Here is a 23837-nt window from a genome sequence, read left to right as displayed (position 1 = left end):
GCAAAGTGTTAAAAAAAGTTCTTCCTCTGCTGGTGCTGATTGCACTGCCTGCTGCTGCTAAGCCTGTTCTGACGGTCTACACCTACGACTCTTTCTCGGCCGACTGGGGCCCGGGCCCGGTGGTAAAAAAAGCCTTTGAAGCCGACTGTAACTGCGAGCTGAAATTTGTCGCGCTGGAAGATGGCGTTTCGCTGCTTAACCGTCTGCGCATGGAAGGGAAAAACAGCAAAGCCGACGTGGTGCTTGGCCTTGATAACAACCTGCTGGACGCTGCCACACAAACTAAGCTGTTTGCCAAAAGCGGCGTGTCAACCGATGCCGTCAGCGTGCCTGGCGGCTGGAAAAACGACATCTTCGTTCCCTTTGATTACGGCTACTTTGCCTTTGTTTATGACAAAAACAAGCTGAAGAACCCGCCCAAAAGCCTGAAAGAGCTGGTTGAAAGCGATCAGAAATGGCGCGTGATTTACGAAGACCCGCGTACCAGTACCCCGGGTCTTGGCCTGCTGCTGTGGATGCAAAAAGTCTATGGCGATAAAGCGCCGGAAGCCTGGCAGAAGCTGGCTGCGAAAACCGTCACTGTCACGAAGGGCTGGAGTGAAGCCTATGGTCTGTTCCTGAAAGGGGAAAGCGACCTGGTGCTGAGCTACACCACTTCTCCGGCTTACCACATTATTGCCGAGAAGAAAGACAACTACGCGGCTGCAAACTTTGCAGAAGGCCACTACTTGCAGGTTGAAGTGGCTGCACGTACCGCCGCCAGCAAGCAGCCGGAGCTGGCAGAGAAGTTCCTGAAATTTATGGTTTCTCCTGCGTTCCAGAATGCTATCCCGACGGGCAACTGGATGTATCCGGTCACCAGCGTTGCGCTGCCGGCAGGCTTTGATCAGCTTTCTAAACCGCAAACCTCACTGGAGTTTACGCCGCAGCAGGTTGCTGCACAGCGCACAGCATGGGTAAGCGAATGGCAAAGCGCCGTCAGCCGTTAATTGCAGGCTGGTTACTCCCCGGACTGCTCGCCGCCATCCTGATGGTTGCGGTAAGTCTGGGGGCATTTCTTGCGTTATGGTTAAACGCGCCAGAGAGCGATCTGCTCTCTCTCTGGCACGATAGCTATCTCTGGCACGTCATTCGTTTCTCTTTCTGGCAGGCGTTTCTCTCGGCGCTGCTGTCGGTTATTCCTGCCATTTTTCTGGCGCGAGCACTTTACCGAAGACGATTTCCTGGCAGACAGGCATTGTTGCGCCTGTGCGCCATGACGCTGATCCTGCCCGTGCTGGTTGCCGTTTTCGGTATTCTCAGCGTCTATGGCCGTCAGGGCTGGCTGGCCTCGCTCTTTACCCTGCTTGGCCTGGAGTGGACCTTCTCCCCTTATGGATTGAAAGGCATTCTGCTGGCGCACATTTTTTTCAACATGCCGATGGCCACGCGGCTCTTTTTACAGGCGCTGGAGAACATCCCCGGCGAACAGCGTCAACTTGCTGCCCAGCTGGATATGCGCGGATGGTCGTTCTTCCGTTTCGTCGAATGGCCCTGGCTGCGTCGGCAAATTCCACCGGTCGCCGCCCTGATCTTTATGCTCTGCTTTGCCAGCTTCGCAACCGTGCTCTCGCTTGGCGGTGGCCCGCAGGCCACAACGATTGAGCTGGCTATCTATCAGGCCCTGAGCTACGACTACGATCCGGGGCGCGCGGCGCTACTGGCGATCGTACAGATGCTCTGCTGCCTGGTGCTGGTATTACTGAGCCAGCGTCTGAGCAAAGCCATCCCGCCTGGGGCGAATCAGATTTCAGGCTGGCGCGACCCGCAGGATAGCCTGCACAGCCGCCTCACCGATTTCGCACTCATTGCGCTGGCGCTCTTACTTCTGCTGCCGCCGCTTCTGGCGGTGGTGGTGGATGGCCTGAACCTGAATATCCTGTCCGTATTACGACAGCCCGTGCTCTGGCAGGTGACCTTTACCTCATTACGAATAGCGCTGGCGGCAGGGCTGCTGTGCGTTATCCTGACCATGATGTTGCTCTGGAGTAGCCGCGAGCTTTATGCCCGCCAGGCCCGTAAAACCGGACAAGCCCTGGAACTGACCGGTATGCTGATTCTGGCGATGCCCGGTATTGTGCTGGCTACAGGTTTCTTTTTACTCTTCAACACCACCGTTGGCCTGCCCGCAAGCGCAGACGGCATTGTCATTTTCACCAACGCGCTGATGGCTATTCCCTACGCACTCAAAGTGCTGGAAAACCCCATGCGCGATATCAACAGTCGCTACAGTTTGTTGTGTCAGTCGCTGGGAATGCAGGGCTGGCAGCGTCTGAAGGTTGTAGAACTCCGCGCACTGAAGCGTCCGCTGGCGCAGGCATTAGCCTTCGCCAGCGTATTGTCGATTGGTGATTTTGGCGTTGTGGCGTTATTTGGTAATGATGATTTCCGCACGCTACCGTTCTGGCTGTATCAGCAAATTGGCTCATATCGCAGTCAGGATGGCGCCGTGACGGCACTGTTACTTCTGCTGCTGTGCTTTGCCTTATTTACCGTTATCGAAAAACTCCCGGGGCGAGATGTTAAAACTGATTGATGTCACCTGGCTTTACCAGCATCTGCCAATGCGCTTCACCCTTTCCGCGCGTCAGGGTGAGATGATTGCCGTTCTTGGCCCAAGCGGAGCCGGAAAGAGCACGTTGCTTAATCTGGTTGCCGGTTTTCTGCAACCGGCAAGCGGGTCGATTCTCATTGAAGGTCAGGATCATACCTACACGCCGCCGGCACGACGCCCGGTGTCGATGCTGTTTCAGGAAAACAACCTGTTTACCCATCTGACGGTGTGGCAAAACATCGCGCTGGGGATGAACCCGGGGCTGAAACTCAACGCCGCACAGCGGCAGAAACTGGACACCATCGCCGTGCAGATGGGGTTAACGGCGTTTATCGACAGACTGCCGGGTGAGCTGTCTGGCGGCCAGCGCCAGCGCGTCGCCCTGGCCCGCTGTCTGGTACGCGAACAGCCGGTGTTGCTGCTTGATGAACCGTTTTCGGCACTCGACCCGGCGCTGCGTCAGGAGATGCTCACCCTGGTGCAGGACGTCTGCAAACACCAGCAGCTAACCATGCTGATGGTTTCTCACAGCATCGAAGATGCCGCGCGCATTGCGCCGCGATCGGTGGTGATCGCGGAGGGACGTATTATGTGGGATGGCGAAACAGAAGCCCTGATAAACGGAAAAGTCACCGCTTCTGAACTACTGGGAATAAAACCGTAGGCCGGGCAAACGAAGTGCCGCCAGGCAGTTAGCGGCTCACCACTTTCAGTAATATCTCCGCATAGACCGGCATCAGCGGATGGCGGATAAGCGCAACCAGCGCCACAACCGCAACGCCCAGCGTCAAGGGTGCCAGCCAGAGAAGGCGATTGCGTGGGAGATAACGCGTTAGGCGATCGACACTCGCTTTTGCGCTGCGCCACAGCCGCCAGCACAGCCATGCCGCCAGCCACAACAGCACCGCCGTGCCCAACAGCAGCCACTTAAACTCACCGCTATTCATGCCGTCAGGAATATCAATCGCCGCGCCGGCCAGGATCCCCGGCAGGAAGTAAAACGGTGGCCAGAACACGCAGCCGATAATATTCGGCACCACGAATTTGGTCACGGGCAGATCCAGCATCCCGGCCACCATAGGCACTATCGGACGGGTTGGCCCGACAAAACGCCCGACCAGGATGGTGAACATACTGTGCTGATGCAGCGCGTGCTCGGTCTTATCCAGCAGCGCTTTATTCTTTTTCATGAATGACCAGCGATGCAGCGGCTTCTTAAAGCGCCAGCCCAGCCAGAAAGAGATCCAGTCCCCGAGCAAACACCCCACAATCCCGGCCAGCCATGCCTGCCAGAAGTTGACCTCACCGCTACCGATTAGCGCGCCAAGCCCCGCCATCATCACGGTGCCAGGTAAAATCAGCCCGACAAGCGCCAGCGATTCCAGGAACGCCACCAGCGCAACGGCGATGAGCGAATACATAACGGACTGGGTAATAAAATGTTCCAGCAATGCCTGCATAACTATTCCGGTCAGAAAACGAAGCAGGGATTCTGCAAAGAGCCCCTCACCACGTCAAGACAACAATTGTCTGAATAGTTTACTGGCAGTCATCAAACTTCACCTGAACGTTTATCTTATTTTACGTTTCATTCACATCCGGCACGGAATTCACTCGGGCTTGCCCCGGTGCATTTTTTAAAGACGCGCGAGAAATAGAGCTGATCTTCAAAGCCCACATTGCGCCCTACGGTGGCAATAGGCATCCGGGTTGTACTGAGCAACAGTTTAGCCTGACTGATACGTTGATCCTCGCGCCAGCTCAGCACGCTCACCCCCAGTTGCTGGCGGAACAGATGTGATAATCGGGACGGCGACAGGCACACGTGTTGAGCAACGCTGGCAATATCAAACTGGCTGTCTGCAAGGTGGTCACTGATGTACTGACAGGCATCGCGCACGCGATTATCAAGTGGCGGGTTAAGCGATTCATTAATCGCTTCCATGCGTCGTAACAGCACCTGTTCCAGCAGGTTAATGGCCAGGTGTTCGGCGTAGCGCCCGCCTGCCTGCCCCGCTTCAATAATCTGCGCAAACAGTTCCCGGAATAAGGACTGATGGACATCATCCGGTCGGTAGAAACCGGTATGGGCAAAAATGGCAGGCCATGAGAGCCACTCCTGCCAGTAGGCGCGCGGGCGGAAGTAAACCCACTGGTGATACCACTCTTTCGCATCGGGGTGACGCCCGTAGTGGTGAATCTCTCCCGGCGGGAATAACAGCATATCGCCAGGGCGGCAGACAAACTGCTGATCGTTATTTTTAATCACCCCTTCCCCCCGCACGGTGAGGTTCAAAATAAATCCTTTCATCCCCAGCGGTCGGTCAACGTAAAAATCGAGATAACCCTCGGCCTCGATAGGGGTCAGTCCCGCTACCAGATGGGCGTTAAACGAGTAGCCCGGCAGTAAGGGATCGCTTTGCGTTTCGGCCATAGATTCAGTACTCCCAACGGTCTTTAAGGAAACCAATTGTCCATATCGATAAAAGCAGTATAAAAACGGCCCGTGAAAAGATCCAAAAAGCATCACGCTTCTTTTACGTCCGCCCAATTTCGGCTTCCCCCCTGATTTCTCCGTCGGCACGCGCGGATAAGCAGTAACAAAAGTGTCTATAAGTGCGGCAGAAATGTCCACATTGAATATTTGCACGGCGTCACACTTTCAATCGCAACAGCAATTTAGTCCATAAGATTAGCGGATCCTGCCTGACGATTTTCCCCCTCAATCTCTAATGTTCTTTCATACCTGTTTTTTGATGGAGCAACACCATGGCAATTGCGATTGGCCTCGATTTTGGCAGCGACTCGGTTCGCGCACTGGCAGTGGACTGTACGACCGGCCAGGAAATAGCAACCAGCGTTGAGTGGTACCCGCGCTGGCAAGAGGGGCGCTACTGCGATGCGCCAAACAACCAGTTCCGTCACCATCCACGTGACTACATCGAATCAATGGAAGCGGCGATCAAAACCGTGCTGGCCGAGCTGAGCGGTGCTCAGCGCGCGCAAATTGTCGGTATTGGCGTCGACAGCACTGGCTCAACGCCAGCCCCGGTGGATGCTGAAGGCCGCGTACTGGCGCTGCGTCCTGAATTTGCCGACAACCCGAACGCCATGTTTGTGCTGTGGAAAGACCATACCGCCGTCGAAGAAGCTGAAGCCATCACCCGCCTGTGCCATCAGTCAGGTAAAACCGACTACTCGCGCTATATCGGCGGAATTTATTCGAGCGAATGGTTCTGGGCGAAGATTTTGCACGTGACGCGTGCTGACCGTGCTGTCGCACAGGCTGCAGTGTCATGGATTGAGCTGTGTGATTGGGTTCCTGCCCTTCTGTCTGGCACAACACGTCCGCAGGATATTCGCCGTGGCCGCTGTAGCGCCGGGCATAAATCACTGTGGCACGAAAGCTGGGGTGGCCTGCCGCCAGCGGCGTTCTTTGATGAACTCGATCCGGTCATCAACCAGAACCTGAAATACCCGTTGTTTACCGACACCTATACCGCCGATATCCCGGTGGGCACCCTTTGTGAAGAGTGGGCGAAGCGCCTGGGTCTGCCGCAAAACGTGGCGATTTCCGGCGGCGCATTTGACTGCCACATGGGCGCCGTGGGCGCAGGTGCGCAGCCGAACACGCTGGTGAAAGTTATCGGTACATCGACCTGCGACATCCTGACGGCGGATAAAGCCAGCGTTGGCGAGCGCGCAGTGAAAGGCATCTGCGGCCAGGTTGACGGCAGCGTAGTGCCTGATTTCATCGGCCTGGAGGCCGGTCAGTCTGCATTTGGGGATATCTACGCCTGGTTTGGTCGCGTGCTCGGCTGGCCGCTGGATCAACTGGCTGCCGCGCACCCAGAACTGAAAGCGCAGATTGCCGAAAGCAAAAAGCAACTGCTGCCACAACTCACCGACGCCTGGGCGAAAAATCCGTCCCTTGATCACCTTCCGGTGGTGCTCGACTGGTTTAACGGCCGCCGTACCCCGTTTGCCAACCAGCGTCTGAAAGGGGTGATTACCGACCTTAACCTGGCAACCGATGCCCCTGCTCTGTTTGGCGGCCTGATTGCGGCAACCGCTTTCGGTGCGCGCGCCATTATGGAGTGTTTCACCGAGCAAGGTATCGACGTTAACAACGTGATGGCGCTGGGCGGTATTGCCCGTAAAAACCCGGTGATCATGCAGGCCTGCTGTGATGTCTTAAACCGTCCGCTGCAAATTGTGGCATCCGATCAGTGCTGTGCCCTCGGCGCTGCGATTTTCGCCGCCGTGGCCGCAAGGGTTCACGCCGATATCCCGACTGCCCAGCAGCATATGGCCAGTGCCGTCGAAAACACGCTTCAGCCGCGCACCCAGCAGGCTCAACGCTTTGAACAACTTTATCAGCGCTACCAGCAATGGGCGAAAAGCGCCGAACTCCACTATCTCCCTGTCGCCGCCCCGGCCAAACACACCGCGGACACTACGGCAACCCTGACACATTAAGGACACGATAATGACCATTTTTAATAATTATGAAGTGTGGTTTGTCATTGGCAGCCAGCATCTTTATGGGCCGGAAGCGCTGCAACAGGTAACGAAACACGCAGAACACGTGGTTAACGCGATGAACGCAGAGGCCAAACTGCCCTGTAAACTGGTGCTGAAACCACTGGGCACCACGCCAGATGAAATTACCAACATCTGCCGCGATGCAAACTACGACGACAAATGTGCCGGGATGGTGGTGTGGCTGCATACCTTCTCGCCAGCCAAAATGTGGATCAACGGCCTGGCTATCCTCAACAAACCACTGTTGCAGTTCCATACCCAGTACAACGCTTCCCTGCCGTGGGACAGCATTGATATGGACTTTATGAACCTGAACCAGACCGCACACGGCGGCCGCGAGTTCGGCTTCATTGGCGCGCGTATGCGCCAGCAACACGCGGTGGTAACCGGTCACTGGCAGGATCAGCACGCGCAAAAACGTATCGGCTCCTGGATGCGCCAGGCAGTCTCTAAACAAGATACCCGTCACCTGAAAGTGGTGCGTTTTGGCGACAACATGCGTGAAGTGGCCGTCACTGATGGTGATAAAGTCGCCGCACAGATCAAGTTTGGCTTCTCGGTGAATACCTGGGCGGTGGGTGACCTGGTGCAGGTTGTCAACGGAATCAGCGATGGCGACGTGAGCGCGCTGGTTGATGAATACGAAAGCAGCTATCGCCTGACGGCGGCAGCGCAAATCCACGGCGACAAACGCCAGAACGTGCTGGATGCAGCGCGCATTGAACTGGGGATGAAACGCTTCCTGGAACAAGGCGGCTTCCATGCCTTCACCACCACATTTGAAGATCTTCACGGCCTGAAACAACTGCCAGGTCTGGCTGTACAACGCCTGATGCAGCAGGGCTACGGCTTTGCTGGCGAAGGCGACTGGAAAACCGCCGCCCTGCTTCGCATCATGAAAGTGATGTCAACCGGTCTGCAGGGCGGCACCTCCTTTATGGAGGACTACACCTACCACTTCGAGAACGGCAACGATCTGGTGCTCGGCTCTCACATGCTGGAAGTGTGTCCTTCAATCGCCGTTGATGAGAAACCGATCCTGGACGTTCAGCACCTCGGCATCGGTGGCAAAGCCGATCCAGCACGCCTGATCTTCAACACCCGCACCGGCCCGGCCATTAACGCCAGCCTGATCGACCTGGGCGATCGTTTCCGTCTGCTGGTGAACTGCGTGGATGCCGTCGAAACACCACACTCGCTGCCAAAACTCCCGGTCGCCAACGCACTGTGGAAAGCACAGCCGGATCTGCCAACGGCGTCAGAGGCCTGGATCGTTGCCGGTGGTGCGCACCATACCGTGTTCAGCCATGCGCTGGATCTGAATGACATGCGCCAGTTCGCTGAACTGCACGACATCGAACTGACCGTTATCGATAACGACACCCGCCTGCCAGCTTTCAAAGACGCGCTGCGCTGGAACGAAGTGTATTACGGTTCAAAACGTTAACAGGGGAACCTTTGGCCTGCCTCAGGGCAGGCCTCTTTTCCTGGAGGATTGCATGTTAGAAGAACTCAAACGTCAGGTACTTGAAGCCAACCTGGCGCTGCCGAAACATAATCTTGTCACCCTGACCTGGGGTAACGTCAGCGCCGTTGACCGTGATAAAGGCGTGTTTGTTATCAAACCTTCCGGCGTTGATTACAGCGTGATGACGGCAGAGGATATGGTGGTGGTCAGTATTGCCACCGGTGAAGTGGTTGAAGGGAAGAAAAAGCCCTCTTCCGACACGCCAACCCACCGCCTGTTGTACCAGTCATTCCCGACTATTGGCGGCATTGTGCACACCCATTCGCGCCACGCCACTATCTGGGCACAGGCGGGTCAGTCCATCCCGGCAACCGGCACAACGCACGCAGATTACTTTTACGGTGCCATTCCCTGCACCCGGTTAATGACCGATGCAGAAATTAATGGTGAGTATGAGTGGGAAACCGGCAACGTTATCGTTGAAACCTTCGAAAAACAGGGAATCGATGCGGCACAGATGCCCGGCGTGCTAGTGCACTCCCACGGCCCGTTTGCCTGGGGCAAAAACGCCGAAGACGCGGTACATAACGCTATCGTTCTGGAAGAAGTCGCCTACATGGGGATCTTCTGTCGCCAGCTGGCACCGCAGTTGCCGGATATGCAGAAAACCCTGCTGGATAAACATTACCTGCGTAAGCACGGCGCGAAAGCCTATTACGGCCAATAAACTGTATATATACCCAGCACAAAACACGCAACCAGGCTATACTCACGCCTGGTTTTGTTTTATGGGATATCGGCGTGGCGCAGGCGCAAGAAGGCTTTTTACTGACCCGACACTGGCGGGATACACCTCAGGGGACGGAAGTTGAGTTCTGGCTGGCGACGGATAACGGCCCGCTGAACGTCACGCTGCCACCGCAAGAGTCCGTAGCCTTTATCCCCGAACCCCACGTTGAAAAAGCCAGGCAACTGCTGCGAGGCGAAAACGGCTGGCGTCTCACCCCACTTGAACTCAAAGATTTCCACCGTCAGCCGGTTTACGGCCTTTATTGCCGCGCCCATCGTCAGCTGATGCGCTATGAAAAATTGCTGCGCGAGGCCGGTGTTACGCTATATGAAGCTGACGTTCGCCCGCCCGAACGCTTTCTGATGGAACGCTTTATTACCGCGCCGGTCTGGGTCGATGGCGCCCTGCAAGGCGACAGGCTGGTAAACGCCCGCCTGAAACCCAACCCGCACTATCGCCCGCCGCTCAAATGGGTGTCGCTGGATATCGAAACCACTCGTCATGGCGAACTGTACTGCATCGGCCTTGAAGGCTGCGGGCAGCGGGTTGTCTATATGCTCGGGCCGCCAAATGGCGATGCATCCGCGCTGGATTTTCAGCTTGAGTACGTTAACAGCCGCCCTCAGCTGCTGGAAAAACTGAATCAGTGGTTTGCCGAGCACGACCCCGATGTGCTGATCGGCTGGAACGTGGTGCAGTTTGACCTGCGGGTGTTGCAAAAACACGCCGAACGCTACCGAATTCCGCTGATGCTGGGGCGTGGCAACACTGAAATCGAATGGCGCGAACATGGTTTTAAAAACGGCGTATTCTTCGCCCAGGCCAACGGACGCCTGATTATCGACGGCATCGAAGCCCTGAAATCCGCCTTCTGGAATTTCTCCTCTTTCTCGCTGGAATCGGTGGCGCAGGAGCTACTCGGTGAAGGTAAATCCATCGATAACCCGTGGGACAGGATGGACGAGATTGACCGGCGCTTTAACGAAAACAAACCGGCGCTCGCCACCTATAACCTGAAAGATTGTGAGCTGGTCACGCAGATTTTCCACAAAACGGAGATCATGCCTTTCCTGCTGGAGCGCGCCACGGTGAACGGTCTGGCCGTCGACCGGCACGGCGGTTCGGTTGCGGCGTTTGGTCACCTCTATTTTCCCCGGATGCACCGGGCGGGCTATGTTGCGCCAAACCTCGGCGAGATCCCCCCACAGGCAAGCCCTGGCGGCTATGTGATGGATTCCCGACCGGGACTATACGACTCGGTGCTGGTGCTGGACTATAAAAGCCTGTACCCGTCCATTATCCGCACGTTTCTTATCGATCCTGTGGGGCTGGTCGAGGGCATGGCGCAACCGGATGAAGTGCACAGTACCGAAGGCTTTCTCGGAGCGCATTTCTCACGCGAGAAACACTGTCTGCCGGACATTGTGGGGCAAATCTGGCACGGGCGCGACGAGGCCAAACGCCATGGCAACAAACCCCTTTCCCAGGCGTTAAAAATCATCATGAATGCTTTTTATGGCGTACTGGGCACCAGCGCCTGCCGCTTCTTTGATCCCCGCCTGGCGTCGTCTATCACCATGCGCGGGCACGAAATTATGCGTCAGACCAAAGCGCTGATTGAATCCCGGGGGTATGACGTCATCTATGGCGATACTGACTCCACCTTCGTGTGGTTAAAAGGGGCACACTCAGAGGACGATGCCTTGCAGATTGGCAACGCGCTGGTCGCTTTCGTAAACGACTGGTGGCAAACCCATTTGCAAAAAGAGCGGTTAACCAGCGCGCTAGAGCTGGAATTTGAAACCCATTTCAGCCGTTTTTTGATGCCGACCATTCGCGGTACCGACCAGGGCAGCAAGAAGCGTTATGCGGGGTTGATCCAGGAAGGTGAAAAACAGCGCATGGTGTTTAAAGGGCTGGAGACAGTACGCACCGACTGGACGCCACTGGCGCAGCAGTTCCAGCAAACGCTCTATCTGCGGGTGTTTCGCAATGAGCCCTATCAGGACTATGTGCGAGAAACGATAGCCCGTCTGATGGCCGGCGAGCTGGATGACCAGTTGGTGTATCGCAAGCGCCTGCGCCGCCCGCTGGCGGAGTATCAGCGTAACGTGCCGCCACATGTTCGTGCGGCGCGTCTGGCCGACGAAGAAAACGTCCGCCGCGGGCGTGCTCAGCAATATCAAAATCGGGGAACCATTAAATATGTCTGGACCACCAGCGGCCCTGAACCCGTGGATTATCAGCAATCGCCTCTTGACTACGACCATTACCTGACTCGTCAGCTTCAACCCGTTGCGGAAGGAATTTTGCCCTTTATCGACGACGATTTTGCTACACTAGTGACAGGGCAACTTGGCCTATTTTGACGCGTGACGAAATCGCTGCCATCCAGTACCATAGCGCCCTTTCCATTCCCGGACCCATTTTTCGATGACTGTCTTTTTGACGGTGGTCGAACTATTGCCTGCAATTAAAGATTAGAGCCGAACACATATGCCTTTTACACTTGGTCAACGCTGGATAAGCGATACAGAAAGCGAACTTGGATTGGGAACCGTGGTTGCAATAGATCCGCGCATGGTCACCCTCCTCTTCCCTGCAACTGGTGAAAACCGCCTGTACGCTCGCAATGACTCCCCTGTTACCCGCGTGATGTTTAATCCGGGCGACACCGTTACCAGCCACGATGGCTGGCAGCTGAAGGTTGAAGACGTAAAAGAAGAGAATGGACTGCTCGCCTACATTGGCACCCGTCTGGACACTGACGAAGCCAATGTCATCCTGCGCGAAGTGCTGCTCGACAGCAAACTGGTCTTCAGTAAGCCACAAGACCGCCTGTTCGCCGGGCAAATCGACCGCATGGATCGCTTTTCACTGCGCTATCGCGCCCGTAAGTTCCAGAGTGAACAATACCGGATGCCGTGGAGCGGCCTGCGTGGCCAGCGCACCAGTCTTATCCCGCACCAGCTGAATATCGCCCATGACGTGGGTCGTCGTCATGCGCCGCGCGTACTGCTGGCAGATGAGGTCGGTCTGGGTAAAACCATTGAAGCCGGGATGATCCTGCATCAACAGCTGCTCTCTGGCGCAGCCGAGCGCGTGCTGATCGTCGTTCCTGAAACGCTGCAACATCAGTGGCTGGTTGAGATGCTGCGTCGCTTTAACCTGCGTTTCTCGCTGTTCGACGACGAGCGCTATGCTGAAGCCCAGCATGATGCTGATAACCCGTTTGAAACTGAGCAGCTGGTGATTTGCTCGCTGGACTTCGTGCGCCGCAGCAAGCAACGCCTTGAGCACCTGTGTGATGCCGAATGGGATCTGATGGTGGTCGATGAAGCGCACCACCTGGTCTGGAGCGAAGATGCACCAAGCCGTGAATATATGGCGATTGAACAGCTCGCCGAGCGCGTGCCTGGCGTGCTGCTGCTGACCGCAACGCCGGAACAGCTGGGCCTTGAAAGCCACTTTGCCCGTCTGCGTCTGCTCGATCCAAACCGTTTCCACGATTTCGAGCAGTTCGTTGAAGAACAGAAAAACTATCGCCCGGTCGCCGATGCCGTTGCGTTGCTGCTGGCTGGTAAACACCTTTCTAACGACGAGCTGAACACGCTGAGCGACCTGATTGGCGAGCAGGATATCGAACCACTGTTACAGGCCGCGAATAGCGACAGCGACAATGCCGGGTCGGCGCGTCAGGAATTGATCGACATGCTGATGGACCGCCACGGCACCAGCCGCGTGCTGTTCCGTAACACCCGTAACGGTGTGAAAGGCTTCCCGAAACGCGAACTGCATACCATCAAGCTGCCGCTGCCAACCCAGTACCAGACGGCTATCAAAGTGTCCGGGATTATGGGCGCGCGTAAAACTGCGGAAGAGCGCGCACGCGACATGCTCTATCCAGAGCAGATCTACCAGGAATTTGAAGGCGATACCGGCACATGGTGGAACTTCGACCCGCGCGTTGAGTGGCTGATGGGGTATCTGACTGCACACCGTTCGCAAAAGGTTCTGGTTATTTGCGCCAAAGCGGCAACCGCGCTCCAGCTGGAGCAAGTGCTGCGCGAGCGCGAAGGGATCCGGGCTGCGGTATTCCACGAAGGCATGTCCATCGTTGAGCGTGACCGTGCGGCAGCCTGGTTTGGCGAAGAGGACAGCGGCGCGCAGGTTCTGCTGTGTTCCGAAATCGGTTCTGAAGGCCGTAACTTCCAGTTTGCCAGCAGCCTGGTGATGTTCGATCTGCCGTTCAACCCGGATCTGCTGGAGCAGCGTATTGGCCGTCTGGATCGTATCGGCCAGGCGCACGATATTCAGATCCACGTCCCTTATCTGGAAAAAACCGCGCAGTCCGTACTGGTGCAGTGGTTCCACGAAGGTCTGGATGCCTTCGAGCATACCTGCCCGACGGGTCGTACCATTTACGATCAGGTTCATGCCGATTTGATCGGTTATCTGGCCGCACCAGAAGTGACGGAAGGTTTTGACGATCTGATCAAATCCTGCCGTGAAAAACATGACGCCCTGAAAGCCCAGCTGGAACAAGGCCGCGACCGTCTGCTGGAGATCCACTCCAACGGCGGCGAGAAAGCGCAGGCTCTCGCTGAGAGCATCGAAGAGCAGGATGACGACACCAGCCTGATCAGCTTCTCCATGAACCTGTTCGACATCGTTGGGATCAACCAGGACGATCGCGGTGAGAACATGATCGTCCTGACGCCGTCCGATCACATGCTGGTCCCTGATTTCCCGGGTCTGCCGGAAGATGGCTGCACCATCACCTTTGAGCGTGATGTTGCCCTGTCCCGTGAAGATGCACAGTTCATTACCTGGGAACACCCGCTTATCCGCAATGGTCTGGATCTGATCCTCTCTGGCGATACCGGCAGCAGCACTATTTCCTTGTTGAAAAACAAGGCGCTGCCGGTAGGTACGCTGCTGGTAGAGCTTATCTACGTTGTTGAAGCGCAGGCGCCAAAACAGCTTCAGCTCACCCGCTTCCTGCCACCAACGCCTGTGCGTCTGCTGCTGGACAAAAATGGCACCAACCTGGCCGCACAGGTCGAGTTCGAGAGCTTTAACCGCCAGTTGAGTGCAGTGAATCGCCACACCGGCAGCAAGCTGGTTAATGCGGTGCAACAGGACGTGCATAGCATTCTGCAACTGGGTGAAAGCCAGATAGAGAAAGCGGCCAGAACGCTGATTGATGCTGCGCGCAGCGAAGCTGACGAAAAGCTGTCTGCTGAACTTTCCCGTCTGGAAGCACTGAAAGCGGTGAACCCAAACATCCGTGACGATGAACTTGCGGCGATTGAAAGCAACCGCCAGCAGGTCATGGAAAGCCTGGATCAGGCAAGCTGGCGTCTGGATGCCCTGCGTCTCATCGTTGTGACGCATCAGTAAACGGAGCGCAAAATGGTAATGGAGCCCTACAATCCACCAACGGAGCCCTGGCTGGTCATTCTGTATCAGGATGAGCACATCATGGTGGTCAACAAGCCAAGCGGCTTGTTGTCCGTGCCGGGCCGTCTTGATGAGCACAAAGACAGCGTAATGACGCGTATCCAGCGTGATTATCCGCAGGCTGAGTCCGTACATCGTCTGGACATGGCCACCAGCGGCGTGATTGTGGTGGCGCTTAACAAGGAAGCGGAGCGCGAGTTAAAACGGCAGTTCCGCGAGCGCGAGCCGAAAAAGCAGTACGTGGCGCGCGTCTGGGGTCACCCGGCGCAGGAAGAAGGACTGGTTGATTTACCGCTGATTTGCGACTGGCCGAACCGGCCAAAACAGAAAGTGTGTTATGAAACCGGCAAAGCCGCGCAAACCGAGTATGAAGTGCTGGAGTACGCGCCGGATAATACCGCGCGCGTCTTGTTAAAGCCGATTACCGGGCGCTCTCACCAGCTGCGCGTGCATATGCTCGCCATGGGACATCCGATTCTGGGTGACCGATTCTACGCGCCGCCAGAAGCGCTGGCGATGGCTCCACGTCTGCAACTCAATGCCCAGACGCTGACCATTACCCATCCGGTTTTCGGCAATGCCATGACGTTTAAAGCTCCGGTAGACTTCTAAAAAAATGGCCCGACACTGTCGGGCCATTTTTTATTTAAATCCTTTCTGCTCTTTAATGAGCTCGTACGCCTTCTGGATTTCCTGTGCTTTTTGCTTTGCCATCTCCATCATCTCTGGCGGCAGGCCTTTGGCGACCAGTTTATCCGGGTGGTGCTCACTCATCAGCTTGCGATACGCGCGTTTAATGGTCGTCGCGTCGTCCGTAGATTTCACGCCTAGCACGTTGCAGGCATCTTCAAGCGTTGGGCCGCGCTGCGCCTGTTGCCAGCCACCACCACCCGCGGACTGTTGCTGCTGATACCCCCCGCCAAACTGCGCACCCCCCTGCATCATGCGCAGGAACTGGTCGAACTGAACGCGGGAAATCCCCAACTCTTCCGCAATGACATAAAGAACATCACGCTCATTAGGATGCAGGGAGCCGTCAGCGAACGCCGCCTGGATCTGGATCTCCAGAAACATCCGAATTAAATCAAAACGCCCGAAACAGATACTGCGGAACTGACGCATTTTTTCGCGTAACGGATAGTTGTCCGCCTTACCGACGCGAAACGCGTTTTGCGCCGCCAGGCGAGACTCACCGTGCAGACTCATGCGGTCCATAAACACGCTGGCAATCTGGATATCCGCTTCCGTCACACGCCCTTTTGATTTGGTTAAGTGACCCATAACCTCAAACGTGGTGGAGAAAAAGAGTGACTGGCGCTCGCGCTGGTTAGCAAACCAGGCCATTTTGCGGCTGCGCGCCTTATCAAACATATGGCCAATAATGAGGCCGAGAACGATACCCCAGAACCCTGCGCCCATCATTATTGCGAACGCAACGCCGATTATTTTACCCCAATACTGCATATACTCCCCGAATAGTCATGTTCCTGGTTTGACGTAACTCCATCATTACAGTGGTCGAGCCACGGTCAATTGAGGGACATCGCCTATAATTTGCATTATCATACTCGTCATTCGATAGCGAGCCTAACACTCTGGCGCGCAAACGGGCAGGATTAACGCTGGTACTGCGCTGATGAGTAAGATAGTCTCTGAGCGTTTGTAAGCCGTAGCCACTGATGACGGAACAATAAATACAACGTATGAAAAAACGTATCCCCACCCTCCTGGCCACAATGATTGGCACCGCCCTGTATAGCCACCAGGGGCTGGCCGCCGATCTCGCCTCGCAGTGTATGCTTGGCGTCCCAAGTTATAATCGCCCACTGGTGAAGGGCGATACGAATAGCTTGCCGGTAACCATTACTGCCGACAGCTCAAAAGGTACTTACCCCGACAATGCCACGTTTACGGGCAATGTGGATATTAACCAGGGTAACAGCCGTTTGCAGGCAGATGAAGTGCAATTGCATCAGAAGCAGCCAGAAGGTGCGGCCGAGCCCGTACGTACGGTGGATGCACTGGGTAATGTGCACTACGACGACAATCAGGTCATCCTGAAAGGTCCGAAAGCCTGGTCAAACCTGAATACCAAAGATACTAACGTCTGGGAAGGTGACTACCAGATGGTAGGACGTCAGGGGCGTGGTGACGCAGACCTGATGAAACAGCGCGGTGAAAACCGCTACACCATTCTGGAAAACGGGACATTTACCTCGTGTCTGCCAGGTTCAAACACCTGGAGCGTTGTGGGCAGTGAAGTTATCCACGACCGCGAAGAGCAGGTTGCAGAGATCTGGAACGCACGTTTCAAACTCGGCCCGGTTCCTGTTTTCTATAGCCCATATCTGCAATTACCGGTTGGCGACAAACGCCGTTCAGGCTTCCTGATCCCGAATGCCAAATACAGCACCACGAACTACTTTGAGTTCTACCTGCCGTATTACTGGAACATTGCGCCAAACATGGACGCCACGATCACTCCGCACTATATCCACAAGCGCGGTAACATTCAGTGGCAGAACGAATTCCGTTATCTGACCCAGGCAGGCACAGGCCTGATGGAGTTTGATTACCTGCCGTCGGATAATGTCTACAAAGACGACAGTGTCAAAAACCCGTCGGGTGACGATCGCCACCGCTGGTTGTTCTACTGGCGTCATGCCGGGGTGATGGATCAGGTCTGGCGTTTCAACGTTGATTATACCAAGGTCAGCGACTCTTATTATTTCAACGACTTCGATTCCAAGTACGGTTCAAGTACCGATGGCTACGCAACGCAGAAATTCAGTGCGGGTTATGCCATTGAGAACTTCAACGCCACCGTATCGACCAAACAGTTCCAGGTATTCTCGAACCAGACAAACAGCACCTACGGCGCGGAGCCGCAGCTTGACGTTAACTGGTACCAGAACGACGTTGGGCCTTTCGATACCCACGTTTACGCCCAGGCTGTGCATTTCGTGAATACCAGTTCCAATATGCCGGAAGCCACGCGTGTTCACTTAGAGCCGACAGTCAGCCTTCCGTGGTCTAACGACTGGGCAAGCCTGAACACCGAAGCCAAGCTGATGGCGACCCACTATCAGCAGAAAAATATTGATGATTACAACACGAGCAATGACGCTCATCTTGAAGAGTCAGTAAACCGTACGCTGCCGCAATTCAAGATGGACGGTAAGCTCATCTTCGAACGCGATATGAACCTGACGGAGGGTTACACCCAGACTCTCGAGCCGCGCATGCAGTACCTGTACGTGCCATATCGTGACCAAAGTAACATCAACAACTATGACTCCTCGCTGCTGCAATCTGACTACAGCGGCCTGTTCCGTGACCGTACCTATGGTGGTCTTGACCGTATCGCTTCGGCTAACCAGCTCACCACGGGTGTGACAACGCGTGTATATGATGACGCAGCAGTTGAACGTTTTAACGTTTCTGTTGGTCAAATCTACTATTTCACCGAGTCACGTACAGGAGATGCGCAAAATATTCAGTGGGAGAATAATGACAAAACAGGTTCTGTCGTCTGGGCTGGTGATACTTACTGGCGTATGACTGACCGCTGGGGCCTGCGCGGTGGTGTGCAGTATGATACCCGTCTGGATAATATCGCCAACAGTACTGCCACTATCGAGTACCGTCGTGATGAAGACCGACTGATTCAGCTGAACTATCGTTATGCCAGTCCTGAGTACATTCAGGCGACACTGCCGAAAAACAGCAGTGATACGACCTGGACTAAACCTCAGTATAAAGACGGTATTTCGCAGGTGGGTGCAGTCGCAAGCTGGCCTATCGCCGACCGCTGGTCTATTGTCGGGGCGTACTACTTCGATACCAATGCGAATAAAGCAGCAGACCAGATGTTAGGGCTGCAATACAACTCCTGCTGTTACGCGCTGCGTGTCGGTTACGAACGCAAACTTAACGGTTGGGATACCAAAAATAATCAAAGCGAATACGATAACGTGTTTGGCTTCAATATCGAGTTGCGCGGCCTGAGCTCTAACTATGGCCTGGGCACACAGCAGATGCTGCGCTCGAACATTCTGCCGTACCGTACTTCTTTGTAATGTGCTTGATTTACCACGTAATCCGCTATGCGGTTAATTGAAATGGAAAAAGTATGAAGAACTGGAAAACGCTGCTGCTCGGTATCGCTATGGTTGCGAATACCAGCTTCGCAGCCCCCCAGGTTGTCGATAAAGTCGCTGCTGTGGTGAACAACGGCGTCGTGCTTGAAAGTGACGTTGACGGTTTAATGAAATCTGTGAAGCTCAACTCGGGTGAAGCAGGTCAGCAGCTTCCTGATGACGCCACGCTGCGCCACCAGATCCTGGAACGTCTGATCATGGATCAGATTATCGTACAGATGGGTCAGAAAATGGGCGTGAAGATCACTGACGAGCAGCTCGATCAGGCGATTGCGAACATTGCTAAGCAGAACAACATGTCCATGGATCAGATGCGTAGTCGTCTGGCCTACGATGGCATTAACTACCCAACTTACCGTAACCAGATCCGCAAAGAGATGCTGATTTCGGAAGTGCGTAACAACGAAGTTCGCCGCCGCGTCACCATCCTGCCTCAGGAAGTGGATGCCCTGGCGAAGCAGGTTGGCAATCAGAACGATGCCAGCACCGAGTTGAACCTGAGCCACATCCTGATCCCACTGCCGGAAAACCCAACTTCCGATCAGGCAGCTGAAGCGGAAAGCCAGGCGCGTTCTATCGTTGAACAGGCACGTAACGGCGGTGACTTCGGTAAACTGGCGATCACTTATTCTGCCGACCAGCAGGCGCTGAAAGGCGGCCAGATGGGTTGGGGGCGTATTCAGGAACTGCCATCTATCTTTGCTCAGGCGCTGAGCACGGCGAAGAAAGGCGATATCATCGGTCCAATCCGTTCAGGTGTGGGTTTCCACATTCTGAAAGTTAACGATCTGCGTGGCCAGAGCCAGAGCCTTTCCGTAACGGAAGTGCACGCGCGCCATATTCTCCTGAAACCGTCACCGATCATGACTGACGATCAGGCTCGCGCAAAACTGGAACAAATCGCAGCAGATATTAAGAGCGGTAAAACCTCGTTTGCTAACGCGGCGAAAGAATTCTCCCAGGATCCTGGCTCTGCTAACCAGGGCGGCGATCTTGGCTGGGCGGCTGCGGATATCTACGATCCTGCGTTCCGCGATGCGCTGATGAAGCTCAGCAAAGGCCAGATGAGCACCCCTGTGCATTCATCCTTTGGCTGGCACCTGATCGAACTGCTGGATACCCGCAACGTGGATAAAACCGATGCAGCGCAGAAAGACAAAGCTTACCGTATGCTGTTTAACCGCAAATTCTCTGAAGAAGCGGCAACCTGGATGCAGGAACAACGCGCCAGCGCTTACGTGAAAATACTGAGCAACTAATGAAACAACATCGTGTTGTTATCACTCCCGGCGAACCCGCCGGGATTGGTCCCGACCTCGTCGTCCAACTGGCTCAACGCAGTTGGCCGGTTGAACTGGTCGTCTGTGCTGATGCAACACTGTTACAAGACCGGGCAAAATTGCTCGGTCTGCCTTTAACTCTGCTCCCCTACGTTGAAGGCCAACAGCCAGCACCGCAACAAGCCGGTACCTTAACCCTTCTTTCTGTTCCCCTTCGTACACCCGTTACCCCAGGCCAGCTCAGCACTGAAAACGGCCACTATGTTGTCGAGACGCTGGCACGTGCCTGTGATGGCTGCATGAAGGGTGAATTTGCCGCATTAATCACCGGCCCCGTGCACAAGGGTGTTATCAACGAAGCAGGTATTCCTTTTACCGGGCATACCGAGTTCTTCGAAGAACGCTCGCACAGTTCAAAAGTGGTTATGATGCTGGCAACCGAAGAGATGCGGGTTGCGCTGGTGACAACGCATCTGCCCATCAAGGCTATCCCTGACGCCATTACCCCTGAACTCTTACGCGAGATCATCGGGATTTTGCATCATGACCTGCAAACGAAATTTGGGATCAAACAGCCACACGTCCTGGTTTGCGGGCTAAATCCACATGCCGGAGAAGGTGGGCATATGGGCACGGAAGAGATAGACACTATCATTCCGGTGCTCGAAGAAATGCGTGCAAAAGGGATGAATCTTAGCGGGCCGTTGCCTGCGGATACCCTTTTCCAGCCAAAATACCTGGATAATGCCGATGCCGTGCTCGCGATGTACCACGATCAGGGCTTGCCCGTGCTAAAATACCAGGGCTTTGGCCGTGGCGTGAATATCACCCTCGGTTTACCCTTTATTCGAACGTCCGTTGACCACGGTACTGCGCTGGATCTGGCAGGCCAGGGAAAAGCGGATGTCGGCAGTTTTATTACGGCGCTTAATCTCGCCATCAAAATGATTGTTAATACTCAATGACTAATCGAGTCCATCAGGGCCACTTAGCCCGTAAACGCTTCGGGCAAAACTTTCTCAACGATCAGTTTGTGATCGAAAGTATCGTTTCTGCCATTAATCCGCAGAAAGGCCAGGCTATGGTCGAAATCGGCCCGGGCCTTGCCGCACTGACCGAACCAGTAGGCGAGCGTCTTGACGAACTGACCGTTATCGAACTTGACCGCGACCTGGCGGCACGTCTGCAAACGCACCCGTTCCTGGGGCCAAAGCTGACCATTTATCAGCAAGATGCCATGACCATGAACTTTGGCGAGCTGTCAGAAAAAATGGGGCAGCCGCTGCGCGTGTTTGGTAACCTGCCGTACAACATCTCTACGCCGTTGATGTTCCACCTGTTTAGCTATACTGATGCCATTGCCGACATGCACTTCATGTTGCAAAAAGAGGTTGTTAATCGTCTGGTTGCAGGGCCGAACAGTAAAGCGTATGGTCGTTTAAGCGTAATGGCACAATATTTCTGCAACGTGATCCCGGTGCTCGAAGTACCGCCATCCGCCTTTACGCCACCGCCAAAAGTGGATTCAGCAGTTGTACGCCTTGTCCCGCATAAAGTGAAACCGTATCCGGTCAAAGAGTTGCGCGTGCTGAGCCGTATTACCACTGAAGCTTTTAACCAGCGCCGTAAAACGATCCGTAACAGCCTGAGCAACTCGTTTAGCGTTGAGGTGTTAGCTGAGTTAGGGATCGACCCGGCAATGCGTGCGGAGAACATCTCCGTAGAGCAGTATTGCAAGCTGGCTAATTACATCAGCGAAAATGCCCCGCCGAAGGAGAGTTAAGCCATGATTGATTCGCCCCGCGTCTGTGTTCATGTACAAAGCGTCTACATCGAGTCCCAGTCCACACCGGATGAAGAGCGTTTTGTCTTTGCCTACACGGTAACCATTCGCAATCTGGGGCGGATGCCTGTGCAACTGCTTGGGCGCTACTGGCTTATCACGAACGGCAATGGCCGCGAAATCGAAGTCCAGGGCGAAGGTGTGGTGGGTGAACAACCGCACATCGATCCTGGCGAAGAGTATCAGTACACCAGCGGTGCGGTTATTGAAACACCGCTGGGTACCATGGAAGGCCATTACGAAATGGTCGACGCCGACGGTAATGCCTTCCGCATTGCTATTCCCGTGTTCCGTCTTGCCGTTACAACACTCATTCACTAATCCAATGTCTACATATCTGATTGGCGACGTTCACGGTTGCTACGATGAACTGATCGCATTGTTAAAACAGGTCGACTTTACGCCTGGTCAGGACACACTCTGGCTAACGGGTGACTTAGTGGCACGCGGTCCTGGCTCCCTTGACGTTCTGCGCTTTGTAAAATCTCTGGGCGACAATGTACGGATGGTGCTGGGCAACCATGACCTGCATCTTCTGGCGGTATATGCCGGGATCAGCCGTAATAAGCCGAAAGACAGGATTTCCCCTCTGCTCGAGGCACCAGACGCCGATGACCTGATCAACTGGCTTCGTCGTCAGCCGCTGCTGCAAATCGATGAAGACAAAAAACTGCTCATGGCGCACGCCGGGATAACCCCGCAATGGGATCTCGAAACGGCTAAAGCCTGTGCGCGCGACGTTGAAGCAGTGCTGGCAAGCGACTCGTATCCGTTCTTCCTTGATGCCATGTACGGCGATATGCCGAACCACTGGAGTGAAGATCTCAGCGGGCTGGCACGTTTGCGTTTTATTACTAATGCCTTCACGCGTATGCGCTTCTGCTTCCCGAACGGGCAGCTGGATATGTACTCCAAAGAGACACCGGAGAGTGCGCCTGCGCCGCTCAAACCCTGGTTTGCCATTCCTGGGCCGGTAACCAACGAGTACAGCGTGGTGTTCGGGCATTGGGCTTCACTTGAGGGTAAAGGCACGCCTGAAGGCGTCTACGGTCTGGATACGGGATGTTGCTGGGGCGGGGTGTTGACCTGTTTACGCTGGGAAGATAAAGCTTACTTTGTGCAGCCATCTAACCGACAGCGTGACTTAGGGGAAGACGAGGCCGTCGCCTACTGAGGATAATTCCCTCTCCCGGTGGGAGAGGGAAAAACACTTAACGACGTTCCAGAATTTCGAAGCAGTAGCTGTGTGAGTTCTGCGCATCAGCGTCGTGGAATTCGCTGAACACGGATTCCCACTCGTCAGGATCGTAATCCGGGAAATGCGTATCCCCTTCCACTTCCGCATCAATATGCGTCAGATACAGCTTCTGCGCTTTTGGCAGGAACTGTTCGTACACACGACCGCCACCGATAACCATGATCTCTTCGGCGTTACCGCAGGCTGCAATGGCCTCGTCTACGGATTTCACCCATTCAACACGATCATCAGTGCCCGGCTGGCTACTGATAACGATATTCTTACGGCCAGGTAATGGACGACCAATCGACTCCCAGGTCAGGCGGCCCATCACTACCGGCTTGTTTAACGTAGTACGCTTAAACCATGCGAGATCGGCAGGCAGGTTCCACGGCATGGCGTTTTCCATACCGATAACGCGGTCTACCGCCAGCGCTGCAATCAGACTGATCATTGAA

19 protein-coding genes are annotated in these 23837 nt (G+C 55.0%); 15 read left to right on the top strand and 4 right to left on the bottom strand.

The window, feature by feature from the left end; genetic code table 11:
* Nucleotides 1–5: 5 nt before the first annotated feature.
* From thiB to thiQ, 3 genes are read left to right on the top strand one after another with little or no spacing between them, the layout of a single operon-like run.
* The gene (gene thiB, locus ACT9TW_RS08830; RefSeq protein WP_446492165.1) at nucleotides 6–989 is read left to right on the top strand and encodes a thiamine ABC transporter substrate binding subunit; all 984 of its coding nucleotides are present in this window, start codon (nucleotides 6–8) and stop codon (nucleotides 987–989) included.
* Entirely contained in the window at nucleotides 965–2575 is a 1611-nt protein-coding gene (gene thiP / locus ACT9TW_RS08825) for a thiamine/thiamine pyrophosphate ABC transporter permease ThiP (protein WP_446492164.1), read from the top strand. Before thiB ends, thiP begins: the two co-directional genes overlap by 25 nt.
* Nucleotides 2559–3257: a thiamine ABC transporter ATP-binding protein ThiQ gene (thiQ, locus tag ACT9TW_RS08820; RefSeq protein ID WP_446492163.1), complete on the top strand. Its 699-nt coding sequence runs from the start codon at nucleotides 2559–2561 to the stop codon at nucleotides 3255–3257. Before thiP ends, thiQ begins: the two co-directional genes overlap by 17 nt.
* A 28-nt stretch (nucleotides 3258–3285) precedes the next feature.
* Here the strand turns inward: thiQ and ACT9TW_RS08815 are convergent, their stop codons facing one another.
* On the bottom strand, nucleotides 3286–4053 hold the full coding sequence (locus ACT9TW_RS08815; protein ID WP_446492162.1) for a DedA family protein: 768 nt from the start codon (nucleotides 4051–4053) through the stop codon (nucleotides 3286–3288).
* Between the two features lie 128 nt (nucleotides 4054–4181).
* Complete coding sequence (gene araC / locus ACT9TW_RS08810; protein WP_446492161.1) at nucleotides 4182–5027, bottom strand: arabinose operon transcriptional regulator AraC; 846 nt, start codon at nucleotides 5025–5027, stop codon at nucleotides 4182–4184.
* A gap of 335 nt (nucleotides 5028–5362) precedes the next feature.
* Between araC and araB the strand changes: the two genes are divergently transcribed.
* The 6 genes from araB (at nucleotide 5363) to rluA (ending at nucleotide 15471) form a co-directional block, all read left to right on the top strand.
* The gene (gene araB, locus ACT9TW_RS08805) at nucleotides 5363–7072 is read left to right on the top strand and encodes a ribulokinase (RefSeq protein WP_446492160.1); all 1710 of its coding nucleotides are present in this window, start codon (nucleotides 5363–5365) and stop codon (nucleotides 7070–7072) included.
* 10 nt (nucleotides 7073–7082) lie between these two features.
* Nucleotides 7083–8585: an L-arabinose isomerase gene (araA, locus tag ACT9TW_RS08800; protein WP_446492159.1), complete on the top strand. Its 1503-nt coding sequence runs from the start codon at nucleotides 7083–7085 to the stop codon at nucleotides 8583–8585.
* A gap of 52 nt (nucleotides 8586–8637) precedes the next feature.
* A complete protein-coding gene (araD, locus tag ACT9TW_RS08795; protein ID WP_446492158.1) occupies nucleotides 8638–9333 on the top strand; it encodes an L-ribulose-5-phosphate 4-epimerase in 696 nt (231 codons plus the stop codon).
* Nucleotides 9334–9407: 74 nt separating this feature from the next.
* Nucleotides 9408–11765: a DNA polymerase II gene (polB, locus tag ACT9TW_RS08790; RefSeq protein ID WP_446492157.1), complete on the top strand. Its 2358-nt coding sequence runs from the start codon at nucleotides 9408–9410 to the stop codon at nucleotides 11763–11765.
* Nucleotides 11766–11892: 127 nt separating this feature from the next.
* Nucleotides 11893–14799 (top strand): RNA polymerase-associated protein RapA, encoded by a 2907-nt coding sequence (gene rapA / locus ACT9TW_RS08785; protein ID WP_315687903.1) that lies wholly within the window; start codon nucleotides 11893–11895, stop codon nucleotides 14797–14799.
* Between the two features lie 12 nt (nucleotides 14800–14811).
* Nucleotides 14812–15471: a bifunctional tRNA pseudouridine(32) synthase/23S rRNA pseudouridine(746) synthase RluA gene (gene rluA, locus ACT9TW_RS08780; protein WP_446492156.1), complete on the top strand. Its 660-nt coding sequence runs from the start codon at nucleotides 14812–14814 to the stop codon at nucleotides 15469–15471.
* A 30-nt stretch (nucleotides 15472–15501) separates the two neighbouring features.
* Here the strand turns inward: rluA and djlA are convergent, their stop codons facing one another.
* Entirely contained in the window at nucleotides 15502–16323 is an 822-nt protein-coding gene (gene djlA, locus ACT9TW_RS08775) for a co-chaperone DjlA (RefSeq protein ID WP_182059551.1), read from the bottom strand.
* Between the two features lie 239 nt (nucleotides 16324–16562).
* On the opposite strand from djlA, the gene lptD reads away from it, so the two are divergent.
* From lptD to apaH, 6 genes are read left to right on the top strand one after another with little or no spacing between them, the layout of a single operon-like run.
* Complete coding sequence (lptD, locus tag ACT9TW_RS08770) at nucleotides 16563–18938, top strand: LPS assembly protein LptD (RefSeq protein ID WP_446492155.1); 2376 nt, start codon at nucleotides 16563–16565, stop codon at nucleotides 18936–18938.
* Between the two features lie 53 nt (nucleotides 18939–18991).
* Entirely contained in the window at nucleotides 18992–20278 is a 1287-nt protein-coding gene (gene surA, locus ACT9TW_RS08765) for a peptidylprolyl isomerase SurA (protein ID WP_446492154.1), read from the top strand.
* Nucleotides 20278–21264 carry a 4-hydroxythreonine-4-phosphate dehydrogenase PdxA gene (pdxA, locus tag ACT9TW_RS08760; protein WP_446492153.1) on the top strand — a complete coding sequence of 329 codons (987 nt, stop codon included), beginning with the start codon at nucleotides 20278–20280 and terminating at the stop codon, nucleotides 21262–21264. Before surA ends, pdxA begins: the two co-directional genes overlap by 1 nt.
* Nucleotides 21261–22082, top strand: coding sequence for a 16S rRNA (adenine(1518)-N(6)/adenine(1519)-N(6))-dimethyltransferase RsmA (gene rsmA, locus ACT9TW_RS08755; RefSeq protein WP_166717860.1), 822 nt, complete (start codon nucleotides 21261–21263; stop codon nucleotides 22080–22082). Before pdxA ends, rsmA begins: the two co-directional genes overlap by 4 nt.
* Before the next feature lie 3 nt (nucleotides 22083–22085).
* Entirely contained in the window at nucleotides 22086–22463 is a 378-nt protein-coding gene (gene apaG, locus ACT9TW_RS08750; protein ID WP_446492152.1) for a Co2+/Mg2+ efflux protein ApaG, read from the top strand.
* Nucleotides 22464–22467: 4 nt separating this feature from the next.
* Nucleotides 22468–23316 (top strand): bis(5'-nucleosyl)-tetraphosphatase (symmetrical) ApaH, encoded by an 849-nt coding sequence (apaH, locus tag ACT9TW_RS08745; protein WP_446492151.1) that lies wholly within the window; start codon nucleotides 22468–22470, stop codon nucleotides 23314–23316.
* A gap of 37 nt (nucleotides 23317–23353) precedes the next feature.
* On the opposite strand, the gene folA is transcribed toward apaH, so the two are convergent.
* Entirely contained in the window at nucleotides 23354–23833 is a 480-nt protein-coding gene (gene folA / locus ACT9TW_RS08740) for a type 3 dihydrofolate reductase (protein ID WP_008502023.1), read from the bottom strand.
* Between the last annotated feature and the right edge of the window lie 4 nt (nucleotides 23834–23837).

This window comes from Enterobacter sp. C4G1 (genome assembly GCF_052886895.1).
The sequence above is the reverse complement of the archived record's forward strand: the minus strand, read 5'-3'. Positions and strand labels throughout refer to the sequence as shown.

Bases quoted from the DNA above. Each gene is read 5' to 3' on its own strand.
- araD (WP_446492158.1), top strand. From the start codon at position 8,638: ATGTTAGAAGAACTCAAACGTCAGGTACTTGAAGCCAACCTGGCGCTG.
- pdxA (WP_446492153.1), top strand. From the start codon at position 20,278: ATGAAACAACATCGTGTTGTTATCACTCCCGGCGAACCCGCCGGGATT.
- apaG (WP_446492152.1), top strand. From the start codon at position 22,086: ATGATTGATTCGCCCCGCGTCTGTGTTCATGTACAAAGCGTCTACATC.
- rsmA (WP_166717860.1), top strand. From the start codon at position 21,261: ATGACTAATCGAGTCCATCAGGGCCACTTAGCCCGTAAACGCTTCGGG.
- folA (WP_008502023.1), bottom strand. From the start codon at position 23,833: ATGATCAGTCTGATTGCAGCGCTGGCGGTAGACCGCGTTATCGGTATG.
- rluA (WP_446492156.1), top strand. From the start codon at position 14,812: ATGGTAATGGAGCCCTACAATCCACCAACGGAGCCCTGGCTGGTCATT.
- thiQ (WP_446492163.1), top strand. From the start codon at position 2,559: ATGTTAAAACTGATTGATGTCACCTGGCTTTACCAGCATCTGCCAATG.
- thiP (WP_446492164.1), top strand. From the start codon at position 965: ATGGCAAAGCGCCGTCAGCCGTTAATTGCAGGCTGGTTACTCCCCGGA.
- araA (WP_446492159.1), top strand. From the start codon at position 7,083: ATGACCATTTTTAATAATTATGAAGTGTGGTTTGTCATTGGCAGCCAG.
- ACT9TW_RS08815 (WP_446492162.1), bottom strand. From the start codon at position 4,053: ATGCAGGCATTGCTGGAACATTTTATTACCCAGTCCGTTATGTATTCG.
- araC (WP_446492161.1), bottom strand. From the start codon at position 5,027: ATGGCCGAAACGCAAAGCGATCCCTTACTGCCGGGCTACTCGTTTAAC.
- surA (WP_446492154.1), top strand. From the start codon at position 18,992: ATGAAGAACTGGAAAACGCTGCTGCTCGGTATCGCTATGGTTGCGAAT.
- djlA (WP_182059551.1), bottom strand. From the start codon at position 16,323: ATGCAGTATTGGGGTAAAATAATCGGCGTTGCGTTCGCAATAATGATG.
- lptD (WP_446492155.1), top strand. From the start codon at position 16,563: ATGAAAAAACGTATCCCCACCCTCCTGGCCACAATGATTGGCACCGCC.
- araB (WP_446492160.1), top strand. From the start codon at position 5,363: ATGGCAATTGCGATTGGCCTCGATTTTGGCAGCGACTCGGTTCGCGCA.
- rapA (WP_315687903.1), top strand. From the start codon at position 11,893: ATGCCTTTTACACTTGGTCAACGCTGGATAAGCGATACAGAAAGCGAA.
- apaH (WP_446492151.1), top strand. From the start codon at position 22,468: ATGTCTACATATCTGATTGGCGACGTTCACGGTTGCTACGATGAACTG.